This is a genomic window from Nocardioides sp. J54, from assembly GCF_000519005.1.
Lineage (GTDB): Bacteria > Actinomycetota > Actinomycetes > Propionibacteriales > Nocardioidaceae > Nocardioides.
On sequence record NZ_JAER01000003.1, the window covers coordinates 112798 to 124554 of the forward strand.

The 11757-nt window shown below is 71.5% G+C and carries 10 protein-coding genes and 1 riboswitch; of the genes, 8 read left to right on the forward strand and 2 right to left on the reverse strand.

What is annotated here, in order from left to right:
* Positions 1-32: 32 nt before the first annotated feature.
* From cobN to NOCJ54_RS0103105, 4 genes are read left to right on the forward strand one after another with little or no spacing between them, the layout of a single operon-like run.
* Positions 33-3641: a cobaltochelatase subunit CobN gene (cobN, locus tag NOCJ54_RS0103090; RefSeq protein WP_028654302.1), complete on the forward strand. Its 3609-nt coding sequence runs from the start codon at positions 33-35 to the stop codon at positions 3639-3641.
* The gene (gene cobF, locus NOCJ54_RS0103095; RefSeq protein ID WP_028654303.1) at positions 3638-4390 is read left to right on the forward strand and encodes a precorrin-6A synthase (deacetylating); all 753 of its coding nucleotides are present in this window, start codon (positions 3638-3640) and stop codon (positions 4388-4390) included. Before cobN ends, cobF begins: the two co-directional genes overlap by 4 nt.
* Positions 4387-5883 (forward strand): cobyric acid synthase, encoded by a 1497-nt coding sequence (locus NOCJ54_RS23580; RefSeq protein ID WP_036516628.1) that lies wholly within the window; start codon positions 4387-4389, stop codon positions 5881-5883. The genes cobF and NOCJ54_RS23580 overlap by 4 nt, the downstream gene beginning before the upstream one ends.
* Complete coding sequence (locus NOCJ54_RS0103105) at positions 5880-6605, forward strand: cobalt-precorrin-6A reductase (protein WP_028654304.1); 726 nt, start codon at positions 5880-5882, stop codon at positions 6603-6605. The genes NOCJ54_RS23580 and NOCJ54_RS0103105 overlap by 4 nt, the downstream gene beginning before the upstream one ends.
* 1 nt (position 6606) lies before the next feature.
* Here NOCJ54_RS0103105 and NOCJ54_RS0103110 read toward each other — a convergent pair whose 3' ends face one another.
* On the reverse strand, positions 6607-7428 hold the full coding sequence (locus NOCJ54_RS0103110) for a CbtA family protein (protein ID WP_028654305.1): 822 nt from the start codon (positions 7426-7428) through the stop codon (positions 6607-6609).
* Positions 7429-7578: 150 nt separating this feature from the next.
* Positions 7579-7812: a CbtB domain-containing protein gene (locus NOCJ54_RS0103115; protein ID WP_028654306.1), complete on the reverse strand. Its 234-nt coding sequence runs from the start codon at positions 7810-7812 to the stop codon at positions 7579-7581.
* Between the two features lie 184 nt (positions 7813-7996).
* A riboswitch (cobalamin riboswitch) is annotated at positions 7997-8184 on the forward strand.
* A 26-nt stretch (positions 8185-8210) separates the two neighbouring features.
* On the opposite strand from NOCJ54_RS0103115, the gene NOCJ54_RS0103120 reads away from it, so the two are divergent.
* The 4 genes from NOCJ54_RS0103120 to NOCJ54_RS0103135 are packed head-to-tail and all read left to right on the forward strand — an operon-like array spanning position 8211 to position 11750.
* Positions 8211-9209 carry an ABC transporter substrate-binding protein gene (locus tag NOCJ54_RS0103120; protein WP_028654307.1) on the forward strand — a complete coding sequence of 333 codons (999 nt, stop codon included), beginning with the start codon at positions 8211-8213 and terminating at the stop codon, positions 9207-9209.
* A gap of 2 nt (positions 9210-9211) precedes the next feature.
* Positions 9212-10249 (forward strand): FecCD family ABC transporter permease, encoded by a 1038-nt coding sequence (locus tag NOCJ54_RS0103125; RefSeq protein ID WP_036516630.1) that lies wholly within the window; start codon positions 9212-9214, stop codon positions 10247-10249.
* Entirely contained in the window at positions 10246-11064 is an 819-nt protein-coding gene (locus NOCJ54_RS0103130; protein ID WP_084254882.1) for an ABC transporter ATP-binding protein, read from the forward strand. The genes NOCJ54_RS0103125 and NOCJ54_RS0103130 overlap by 4 nt, the downstream gene beginning before the upstream one ends.
* Positions 11061-11750, forward strand: coding sequence for a (2Fe-2S) ferredoxin domain-containing protein (locus NOCJ54_RS0103135; protein ID WP_028654310.1), 690 nt, complete (start codon positions 11061-11063; stop codon positions 11748-11750). The genes NOCJ54_RS0103130 and NOCJ54_RS0103135 overlap by 4 nt, the downstream gene beginning before the upstream one ends.
* Positions 11751-11757: the final 7 nt, after the last annotated feature.

Consider the following 11757-nt stretch of genomic DNA (forward strand, 5'->3'; position numbering starts at 1 on the left):
GGGGCGAGAACCCCGGAGGAGGAACCCGGCACATGGCCGCGTCCGCACACATCTGCCTGCTCTCCACGTCCGACACTGACCTGCTCTCGGCCCGGGCCAGCGGCTCGAGCTTCGCGCTCGCCAACCCGTCGCGCAGCACGAGCAGCGAGCTGGATGCGGTCCTCGCGGGTGCCGACCTCGTCGTCGTACGTCAGCTGGGCTCGCCCCATGACCTGTGGGAGGGACTGGCGGCCGTCCGCGCCGCCGGCACACCGTTGGTGGTCCTCGGCGGTGAGCAGCAGCCCAGCGCCGAGCTGATGGAGCTCAGCACCGTCCCGATCGGCGTCGCGACCGAGGCGCACCGCTACCTGGCCGAGGGCGGGCCGGCCAACTTGGCCCAGATGCACGCGTTCCTCTCCGACACCGTCCTGCTCACCGGTGAGGGCTTCGAGCCCCCGGCGGTCGTGCCGTCATGGGGCTTCGCCGAGCGAGGCGCACCCTCCGACCCCTCACTGCCGAAGGTCGGCATCCTCTACTACCGCGCCCACCAGGCCAGCGGGAACACCGCCTTCGCGCACGCCCTGGCGGACGCCGTCGACGCCACCGGTCAGGCCGTGGGCGTACCCATCTTCGCCGGCTCGCTGCGCAGTGCGCCCGACGAGCTCTTCGAAGCTCTCGGCCAGCTCGATGCCGTCGTGGTGACCGTCCTGGCCGCCGGCGGCAGCGTCCCGGCCTCGGTCAGTGCCGGCGGCGACGACGAAACCTGGGACGTCGAGCGCATCGCCGCCCTCGACATCCCCGTCCTCCAGGGACTGTGCCTGACCAGCAGCCGTGAGGAGTGGGAAGCCAACGACGACGGCGTCACGCCGCTCGACTCCGCGAACCAGATCGCCATTCCGGAGTTCGACGGGCGCATCATCACCGCACCGTTCTCCTTCAAGGAGATCGATGACGAAGGTCTCCCCCGTTACGTCGCCGACCCCGAGCGTTGCGCCCGCGTGGCCGCCATCGCGGTCAACCACGCGCGACTGCGTCACGTCCCGAACGCAGAGAAGAAGGTCGCACTCGTCCTGTCGGCGTACCCGACCAAGCACTCCCGTATCGGCAACGCCGTCGGACTGGACACCCCGGTCTCCACGATCCGCCTGCTCCGACGACTCCGAGACGCCGGGTACGACCTGGGCGGCCCCGGCGCGGTACCAGGCCTCGACCTCGAGGACGACACACAGGCGGGTGACGCCCTGATCCACGCGATGATCGCCGCGGGTGGGCAGGACGAGGAGTGGCTGACGTCCGGACAGCTCACCGATGCGCACGTGCGCATCGACGCCGAGCATTACCGCCGCTGGACCGCCCACCTGCCGCAGGCCCTGCGCGACTCCATGACCGAGGCGTGGGGGGAGGCTCCTGGTTCCCTCTTCGTCAACGACGCCGGTGAGATCGTGATCGCCACGCTCGTCGCCGGGAACGTGGTCATCATGATCCAACCGCCCCGCGGCTTCGGCGAGAACCCCGTGGCGATCTACCACGACCCCGACCTCGCCCCGACCCACCACTACATGGCGGCCTACCGCTGGTTGGAGGAGTCCCCGGAGTCCGGCGGCTTCGGCGCGCACGCCGTCGTGCACGTCGGCAAGCACGGTTCCCTGGAGTGGCTGCCGGGCAAGAACGCGGCGCTCTCCGCCGAGTGCGGCACCGACGCGGTGCTGGGCAACCTGCCCCTCTTCTACCCGTTCCTCGTCAATGACCCCGGCGAGGGCGCACAGGCGAAGCGACGCGCCCACGCCACCATCGTCGACCACCTGATCCCGCCGATGGCGCGCGCCGAGACGTACGGCGACATCGCCCGCCTGGAGCAGCTGCTGGACGAGTACGGCAACATCGCCGCGATGGACCCGGCCAAGCTGCCCGCGATCCGCGGGGAGATCTGGCAGCTGATGAAGGCCGCCGAGATGCACCGGGACCTCGGTCTCGACGAGCGCCCCGGCGACGAGGAGTTCGACGACTTCCTGCTGCACGTCGACGGCTGGTTGTGCGAGATCAAGGACGTCCAGATCCGCGACGGACTCCACGTCCTGGGTCAGGCACCCTCCGACGAGGCCCTGGTGAACCTGGTCCTCGCGGTGCTGCGCGCCTCGCAGGTCTGGGGCGGGGTCGGCAACGCCGTCCCCGGGCTCCGGGCAGCACTCGGCCTCTCCGACGGCGCCTCGACCGCGCAGGTGGACGCCTTCGAGGCCGAGGCACGGGGTCTCGTGGAGGCCTTGGCCGCAGCGAACTGGGACCCCACAGTGGTGCCCCAGCTCCACGAGGACGCCGACGTGCGGGCCGCGCTGAGCTTCGCCGCCACCGAGGTGGTGCCGCGCCTGGCCAGCACGACCGATGAGATGGACGTGCTGCTGCACGCCCTCGAGGGCGGCTACGTGCCCGCCGGCCCGTCCGGCTCGCCGCTGCGCGGCCTGGTCAACGTGCTGCCGACCGGCCGCAACTTCTACACCGTCGATCCCCGCGCCATCCCCTCGCGCCTGGCCTGGCAGACCGGTCAGGCGATGGCCGAGTCCCTCGTGCAGCGCTACCTGGACGAGACCGGCGAGTACCCGAGCTCCGTCGGCCTGTCGGTGTGGGGCACCAGCGCGATGCGCACCTCCGGTGACGACGTGGCCGAGGTGCTCGCGCTGCTCGGTGTACGGCCCGAGTGGGACGACATGTCCCGCCGGGTGAACAACCTGCAGGTGATCGACCTGGCCGAGCTCGGCCGTCCGCGCATCGACGTCACCGTCCGCATCTCGGGCTTCTTCCGCGACGCCTTCCCGCACGTGGTGTCGATGCTGGACGACGCGGTGCAGCTGGTCGCCGCCCTGGACGAGCCGGACGAGATGAACTTCGTCCGCGCCCACAGCCGGGCCGACCTGGCTGAGCACGGGGACGAGCGCCGGGCCACGACTCGCATCTTCGGCTCCAAGCCCGGCTCCTACGGTGCGGGCATCCTCCAGGTGGTCGAGTCGGGCTCGTGGCGCGACGACAACGACCTGGCCGAGGTGTACACCGCGTGGGGCGGTTTCGCATACGGCCGAGGCCTGGACGGAATCGCCGCGGCCGAGGACATGCGCACCGCGTACCGACGGATCAAGGTGGCTGCGAAGAACGTCGACAGCGCTGAGCACGACATCGCGGACTCCGACGACTACTTCCAGTACCACGGCGGCATGGTGGCCACCGTGCGCGCCCTCACCGGCTCCGACCCGAAGGCCTACGTCGGCGACTCGACCTCCCCCGACGCCGTCCGGACGCGCTCGCTGCAGGAGGAGACGAACCGGGTCTTCCGGGCCCGCGTGGTCAACCCCCGCTGGATCGGGGCGATGCAGCGCCACGGCTACAAGGGCGCATTCGAGCTCGCAGCCACCGTCGACTACCTGTTCGGGTTCGACGCCACCGCCGGGGTCGTCCACGACTGGATGTACGAGTCGCTCGCCAGTTCATACGTGCTGGACGAGACCAACCAAGCGTTCCTGCGTACCTCGAACCCGTGGGCCCTGCGCGGCATCGTCGAGCGGCTGCACGAGGCCGCCGAGCGTGGCCTGTGGGCGGAGCCCGACCCGGAGACGCTGTCGCAGCTGCAGAAGGTGTACCTCGAGGTCGAGGGGGACCTGGAGGACGAGGCGTGAGTGCCCACCTGCACGTCGTCGGCTTCGGCACGGGTCCCGACCACCTGACCCGGGACGCCGTCCGCGCCCTGCTGGACACCGACTACGTGCTCGCGGTGCGCAAGCACGAGGACGACGAGCTGCTGCAGGTGCGCCGCGCGATCTGCGAGGAGTTCGAGGTCGAGCTGGTCGAGGTGCCCGACCCGCAGCGTGACCGGGACGACCCAAGCGACTACCCCGCCGCAGTGCGCGACTGGCACGCCGCCCGGGTGGCGGCCTTCGCCGACGCGGTGGCCGAGCGGGGTGGGCGGGCGACCTTCCTGGTGTGGGGTGACCCGTCGCTGTACGACTCGACCCTGCGCGTGGTCGAGGGCATGGCGGCCGATCCCCGCCTGGCCGGTCTCACCTGGGACGTCGTGCCCGGCATCAGCGCTCCCCAGCTGCTGGCCGCCCGGCACCGCATCGTGCTGCACCCGGTCGGCACGCCAGTGCACGTCACCACCGCCCGTCGCCTGCGCGACACCGTCGCTGCGGGCCAGCGCAACGTGCTGGTCATGCTTGGCTCCGAGGCCAGCCTCGACCAGCTCGAGGAGCTCCCCGGCTGGCAAATCTGGTGGGGCGCCAATCTCGGCTCGGACGGCGAACAGCTGGTGGCCGGCCCGGTCCGCGACGTCCTGTCGCAGGTGCGCGAGATGCGCGCCCGAGCGCGAGAGCTCGCCGGTTGGGTGATGGACGTGTACCTGCTCCGCGCCCCGGAGGGCACCTCGTGAGCGGGCTGCTGGTAGCCGGGACCACCTCGGACGCCGGCAAGTCGGTGGTGACCACCGGGCTGTGCAGAGCGTTCGCACGCCGCGGGGTCCGGGTGGCTCCGTACAAGGCGCAGAACATGTCCAACAACTCCATGGTCTGCCAGGACCCCGCGGGAGGCACCGCCGAGATCGGCCGGGCGCAGTGGGTCCAGGCGCTCGCCGCCCGGGTGACTCCCGAGCCTGCCATGAACCCCGTCCTTCTCAAGCCCGGCTCCGATCGACGCAGCCACGTCGTGGTCATGGGGCACCCCGCCGGGGAGGTCTCCGCCACCGATTTCGCCACCGGGCGACGGCACCTCGCTGCGGCGGCGCACGCCGCGTACGACGACCTCGCGGAACGGTTCGACGTTGTCGTGGCCGAAGGAGCGGGCAGCCCGGCCGAGATCAACCTGCGCTCCAGCGACTACGTCAACATGGGGCTGGCCCGGCACGCCGACCTCCCGGTGGTCCTGGTCGGCGACATCGACCGGGGAGGCCTCTTCGCCTCGATGTTCGGCACCCTGGCGCTGCTGGAGCCGGCGGACCAGGTGCTGCTTGCCGGGTTCGTGGTCAACAAGTTCCGCGGCGACCTCGGCCTGCTGCGCCCGGGCCTGGACCAGCTGGAGCGGATGACCGGTCGGCCCGTGCACGGGGTGCTGCCGTGGCACCCCGACCTGTGGCTCGACTCCGAGGACGCCCTCGACCTGGAGGGTCGCCGCAGCAGGGACGGTGCCCGGGTGCGGGTCGCGGTCGTACGGCTTCCCCGGATCAGCAACTTCACCGACGTCGACGCCCTGGGGCTCGAGCCGGACCTCGACGTCGTCTTCGTCTCCGACCCGCGCGACCTCGCCGACACTCACCTTGTGGTGCTGCCGGGTACGCGCGCCACGCTCGCCGACCTCGCGTGGTTGCGCTCGCGCGGCCTCGACGCCGCGATCACGGCCCACGCCGCAGCGGGTCGTCCGGTGCTCGGCATCTGCGGTGGCTTCCAGATGCTCGGCCGCGCAGTCAGCGACCCCAACGGCGTCGAGGGGGCCGTCGGCGCGCACGCCAAGGGGCTGGGCCTGCTCCCTGTGACCACCACGTTCGCCGTGGAGAAGGCGCTGCGCCTGCCCGTCGGCGAGGCGCTCGGTGCGGCCACGGCCGGCTACGAGATCCACCACGGGCGGATCAGCCGCGACGCAGGCGCTGAGGAGTTCCTCGGCGGGGTCCGCTCCGGTCAGGTGTTCGGCACGATGTGGCACGGCAGCCTGGAGGGGGACGCCTTCCGGGCTGCCTTCCTCGCCGAGGTCGCCGCCCTGGCCCCCTCCGGCGCCAGCTTCCCGGCCGCCCGGGAGCGCCGGATGGAGCTCCTCGCCGACCTCGTCGAGGAGCACCTCGACGTCGAGATGCTGCTGGCACTGGCCCGCGACGGAGCGCCTGCTTCGCTGCCGGTGCTCACCGTCCCCACCCTCCCCCAGGAAGGTGCACGATGAAGGTCCTGCTGCTCGGAGGCACGGCGGAGGCGCGCGACCTGGCCCGCCTGCTGGTGGAGGCTCGTGTGGACGTCACCTCGTCGCTCGCCGGTCGCGTGGCCCGGCCTCGTCTGCCGGTGGGACCGGTCCGCATCGGCGGTTTCGGCGGCGTTGCGGGTTTGCGGACTGCGTTGGCCGACTACGACCTGGTCGTGGACGCCACCCACCCGTTCGCGCGCGGCATGAGCGCCAACGCGGTCGAGGCCTGCACGGTCGAGCAGGTGCCGCTGCTGCGCTTCGAGCGTCCGGGCTGGGAGCGCGACCCCGCATGGACGTACGTCCGCTCGCACGCCGAGGCAGCGCAGGTGGCGGCAACGCTGGGGCAACGTCCCTTCCTGACCGTCGGACGGCAGGAGCTGGCCCGGTTCGTGCCCGAGCTGCGCGAAGCCGCCGTCCTGGCCCGTGTCGTGGACGCCCCCGACGTCGACCTCCCCGCGCCGTGGCGGCTGCTCACCAGCCGCGGGCCGTACACACTCGAGGGCGACCTCGCGGTCATGGCCAACCACGGCAGCGACGTCCTGGTCACCAAGGACTCCGGCGGCACCTACACCTGGCCCAAGATGCAGGCCGCTGCACAGCTCGGCGTCCCCGTGGTGGTTGTGGAACGACCGGAGCCGGACCCCCGCGCGCAGGTCGTGCACGCCGTGAGCCCGGCTCTCGAGTGGGTGCTGTCGCACCGCTGACTCAGGCGACCGCCTTCGCGGTGGTGTCGACCCGCCCGAGCAGCCACGTCAGGGCCACACCCAGGGCGCCCCAGAGCGCTGCCAGGCTGAGGACCGAGGAGATCCGGAACTCCCACAGCACGTCGGCTGGGAAGTCACCGAGCTCATTGACCGTCGGCATGGCGAGGGCCGCGACGGTGACCACGATGACGTAGGCGACCCCGGCCCCGACGACACCGGTCCACGCACCACGTGCGGCGGCGAGCCAGCGGCCCAGGAACACCGTGGCCACCATCGCGACGATGGAGATCAGCGCGAAGGCGAAGTAGTACGCGGTGCGCGACCCGATCGTGTCACCGCTGCCCACGGCCGGCGGAGCAGCCGGGTACTTCAGGAAGGGCACCAGCGCGTAGGCGACGAAGCCGAGTGCGGTGACCAGTGCGGTCGAGCCGACGACGGTCAGTCGTCCCAGACGACCAGCGACAGCGGCGGCGATGAGCGCGATGATCCCGCCCAGGGCGACGCCGATGGCGATCGTCGCGGTGGCCAGGCCCCAGGTCTTCTGGGTGGTGCGGGTGATGCCGCCCTCCTCCTCGTCACCATGCGAGTGGGTGTGCCCCTCCTCCGTGTCGGCCGCGGCGTGTGTGTGGACGGCATCACCCTCGGCATGGGTGTGCGCCTCGTCCGCGGCAGGCTCGGCGGGAGCCTCCGCTGCCGCGGCCTCCTCCAGGCCGATGGCGGTGTCGATCGGCGGCTCGCCGACCGTGTAGGCCACACCGAAGGCCACGATGCCGGCGATGAGGCCCGCGAGCAGGCCGCGGACCAGGAAAGTACGTGCGTTCACTTGAGATTCCAGTTTCTGTGGTCGTCGAATGTGCGCCGTGCACGCAGCACGGCGCGCCCGACGCCCCAGCACCGTGATCGGCGCAGGGGCCGGGAAGGGAGACCGCCCTCAGGGGCGGTCGGAGCTCAGCTGTGCTGACCCAGCGAGGGGTCAGTGGCAGGGGTAGCCGAGCAGGTGACGACCGTCGTGGACCCACTCGTGGATCGCCGTGCCAGCGAAGAGCGAGACCGCACCCTGGTCGGTGCTGACGAAGAAGACGACCAGCACGGAGAGCAGGCCAATAAACAGCGCCCAGGGGGCGAGCTCGCGAAGGTCGACCGTTGGGATCTCGACGGCGGGAATGGCGGCGGCGCCGGAAGGCGGCGCTGCAACACTGTGCGACATGTTTCCTCCTCAGGGTTCTGCGCCCTGGTGATGTGGGGATGGACGAACGCCTGGGTCTGACTTCACCGCCCGAGGACGGTGTCACAGCAGCGCGACTGTGCCGGATTCACACCGGCTTCCATGGCATTCGCTGGGACTAGCCTACGCCGTGCGGGACCGCGTGCCGACCGCGACCCACCGGATGGTACGTTGCCGGTGCCGTGGTGCACGGGAAGCCGGTGGAAGACCGGCGCGGCCCTCGCCACTGTGAGCGCGGAGTTCCGCGACCTCACCGACACTCCGGTGTCGGGACCACTGGGTGCACACCTGGGAAGGTCGGTCGCAGGACGGCGATGCGCGAGCCAGGAGACCGGCCACGGCGCGTTTCGTATCCAACGAGGTCCTTGGAGAAAGATCCCATGATTCGCCGTGCCGCCATGCCCGGACTGTCACTCGCCGCAGGCGCCGTCCTGCTCCTCGCCGGTTGCGCCGGCGCGCCAGAGAAGGAGACGGCGACCGCTGAGAGCGGCGACCGCTTCCCTGTCGAGCTGGTCAACTGCGACCACGAGGTCGTCGTGGCGTCCGCGCCCGAGCGTGTGGTGACTCTGAACCAGGGCGCCACCGAGGTGGTGCTCGCCCTCGGGCTGGGTGACCGCCTCGCCGGCACCGCCTACCTCGACGACGCGATCTCGGACCGGTGGGCCCAGGAGTACGAGCAGGTACCGGTGCTGGCCGCGGAGTACCCCACGAACGAGGCTCTCCTGGAGGCAGAACCCGACCTGGTGTACGCGTCGTACGCCTCCGCCTTCGACAAGGGCGTGGCGGGTGACCGCACCGTCCTGGCTGGCTCGGGAACCCAGTCGTACCTGTCCCCCTTCGGCTGCCCGGACGAGAGCCAGCGCCCGGCCCCGACCTTCGACGCCGTGTGGCAGGAGCTGGACGACGTCGCGGAATTGCTCGGCGAGCCCGGCACCTCGAAGGCGCTCGTGTCCGAGCAGAAGGAGACGCTCGAGAGCATCCGCGACGCTGCACCCGGTCAGGGCCTGACTGCCCTGTGGTACGACTCAGGTGACAAGACGCCGCTGGTCGGCGGCGGCCAGAGCGGACCACAGCTGATCCTCGACGCGGTCGGTGCCGAGAACATGTTCGACGACATCGAGCGGGGTTGGGGCGAGGGCAGCTGGGAGGCCGTTCTGGCAACCGACCCCGACGTCATCGTCCTGGCGGACGCCAGCTGGTCGTCGGCCGAGGAGAAGAAGGCCTACCTGGAGAAGGACCCCGTGCTGAGCGAGCTCACCGCCGTGAAGAAGGGCGCGTTCGTGACCGTGGCCTACTCCGAGGCCACGCCCGGAGTTCGCATGGTCGACGGCGCGGCCTCGGTGGCCAGCCAGCTGGCGGATCTCGACCTCCGGCCGTGAGTGTGGCCCGCCTCGCAGCGGGCCGGGCAGTGGTCGTGGTGACGCTCACGGCGGCGGCACTCGTGGCCAGCGCTGCGGTGGCGCTCTCCCTGGGATCGGTGGACGTGCCCGTGGCACGCGTCCTGGCCGTTCTCCTGCGCCGGCTCGGGGCGGGCGGGGAGGTCACGGTCCTGGAGGACCAGCTCGTCTGGCAGCTGAGGCTGCCACGAGTGATGGGGGCGATGGCGGCAGGGGCGGTCCTCGCCCTGTGCGGGGCCGTCCTCCAGTCCCTCACGCGGAACGACCTGGCCGACCCCTTCCTCCTCGGCGTCTCGAGCGGCGCCACGGTGGGCGCGGTGACCATCATGGTCCTGGGCATCGGAGTAGGCGGGCTCGTCGCCAGCGCGGCCGTGTCCGCGGCGGCGTTCGCCGGGGCGCTGGCCGCGCTCGCCGTGGTCCTGGTGATCGCGTCCGCCGGCGGTCGGGGGCTGAGCCCGCACCGCACCGTGCTGGCCGGCGTCGCGGTGGCCTACCTGTGCAGCGCCTACACCTCGGTCGTGGTCATCATGCACGGCGAGGGCGATGCAGCCCGCAGGGTACTGAGCTGGACGCTCGGCTCGCTCGCGGGGCTCCGGTGGGACAGCACCCTCGTGCTGCTGGGCGCGGCGCTGGTGGCGTTGGTCTGGTTCTTCGCCTACGCCGAGCGGCTGGACGCCTTCACCTTCGGGGAGGTGTCCGCGCAGTCCTTGGGCGTACCCGTCACCTCGACGCGCTGGGTGCTCATGGTGGGCACCGCCGTGGTGACCGCGACCACGGTTGCCTACGTCGGAGTGATCGGCTTCGTGGGGTTGGTGGTTCCTCACCTCGTCCGCCCCCTGGTGGGCAACCGGCACAGGGCCGTCCTGCTCGCGTCGGCAGCGGGCGGATCTCTCCTGCTGATGTGGGCCGACACCGCCGCACGCTCGTTGGTCGACCGTCAAGAAGTCCCCGTGGGTGCGCTGACCGCCTTGCTCGGCGCACCCGTCCTGGTCTGGCTGATGGCAAGGAGGCCTCGCGCATGACACATCGCGACCTGTGCGTGCACTCATCGACCCCCGACCTGCGCGCGAGCGGAATCGTCGTCCGGCTCGGCGTCGACGTCGTGCTCGACGGCGTCGACGTCCTCGCCCGGGGCGGCCGGGTCACCGCACTGCTGGGGCCCAACGGGTCCGGCAAGACGACCCTGCTGCACGTTCTCGCCGGCCTGCGGAAGCCCGAGCGCGGCACCGTCCTGGTCGGAGACGTTGCGATCCGCTCGTTGTCGCACCGCCGCCGTGCCCAGACCGTCGCCCTGGTCGAGCAGCATGCGACCACGACCACGGACCTCACCGTGCGCCAGGTGGTCGCGCTGGGTCGCCTCCCCCACCGACGGATGCTGGGCGGCGCGCGCGGCGACTCGGGTGCCGAAGTCGTCGACACGGTCATGGACCTCGTCGGGCTCACGCACCTTGCTGACCGCGGGTGGACCACGCTGTCTGGCGGTGAGCGCCAGCGCGCCCACCTGGCCCGCACCCTGGCCCAGCAGCCGGCGGTCCTGCTCCTGGACGAGCCGACCAACCATCTGGATCTCGGGCAGCAGCTGCGGTTCCTCGCTCTGGCTCGAGACCTCGGTCTGACCACGGTCGCCGCCTTGCACGACCTCGAGCTGGCGACGGCCTTCTGCGACGACGTGGTCGTGCTCAACCACGGCCGTGTGCACGGCCAGGGGCCGGTGACCTCCACCCTCACCGCCTCGTTGCTGCGCGAGGTCTACCACGTCGACGCTTCGCTGGACCCCCACCCCCGCCTGGACCGTCATCACCTGGTCTGGGACGGCCATGTCGAGGAGAACTCATGACTGTCCACGTCCTCGTGGGCACATCGCCTGCCGACGCCGCCCGGCGCGCGGAGCTGGCGGCGCTCGCCGACGAGCTCGACGCCGAGCTCGCGTTCCTGCAGCTGGCCTCCCCGTCCCTCGGGGTGGTCCTCGAGCGACTCGCGAGGAGCGGCAAGACCGAGGTGGTGCTCGTCGGTGTCTCCGGTGGCCTGGGGGGCCCGGGAGTCTCCTGGCTGCGACGGGTCGCGGCCGACTGGTGGCGGGCGTTCGGCGATGGCGCGCCCCGGGTCAGCACCGCGCCCGCCTTCATGGAGGAGACCTCGCAGTGGCGGGCGCTGGTCGAGCTGGCACGCCCGATCACCCACGGCGGTCCTGGACTGACGTCGGCCGCGTGGGAGGACGTCCCCGAGCACCGTCACCAGGTGTTCGTCTGCCGTGGCCCGCGCTGCACGGCGGCCGGCGCGGAGCCGGCCTGGAAGGGAGTCGTGCTGGGGCTCATGGGAGCCGGTCTGGGTGACGATGACGTCCTCGTCACCCAGACCGGGTGCCAGTTTCCGTGTAACCACGCTCCGGTGGTCACTGTCCAGCCGGACGACGTCTGGTACGGAGGCGTCGACGAGGAGGCAGCGGGCGCCATCGTCTCGCAGCACCTGGTGGCCGGGGTGCCGGTGGAGCGGCTCCGACTCCCCCGCCGCCGCAAGGACTGACGGTCGC

Coding starts and splice junctions, on each gene's coding strand:
- cobN (WP_028654302.1), top strand. CDS start 33: ATGGCCGCGTCCGCACACATCTGCCTGCTCTCCACGTCCGACACTGAC.
- NOCJ54_RS0103115 (WP_028654306.1), bottom strand. CDS start 7,812: ATGTCGCACAGTGTTGCAGCGCCGCCTTCCGGCGCCGCCGCCATTCCC.
- NOCJ54_RS0103135 (WP_028654310.1), top strand. CDS start 11,061: ATGACTGTCCACGTCCTCGTGGGCACATCGCCTGCCGACGCCGCCCGG.
- NOCJ54_RS0103130 (WP_084254882.1), top strand. CDS start 10,246: ATGACACATCGCGACCTGTGCGTGCACTCATCGACCCCCGACCTGCGC.
- NOCJ54_RS0103120 (WP_028654307.1), top strand. CDS start 8,211: ATGATTCGCCGTGCCGCCATGCCCGGACTGTCACTCGCCGCAGGCGCC.
- NOCJ54_RS0103105 (WP_028654304.1), top strand. CDS start 5,880: ATGAAGGTCCTGCTGCTCGGAGGCACGGCGGAGGCGCGCGACCTGGCC.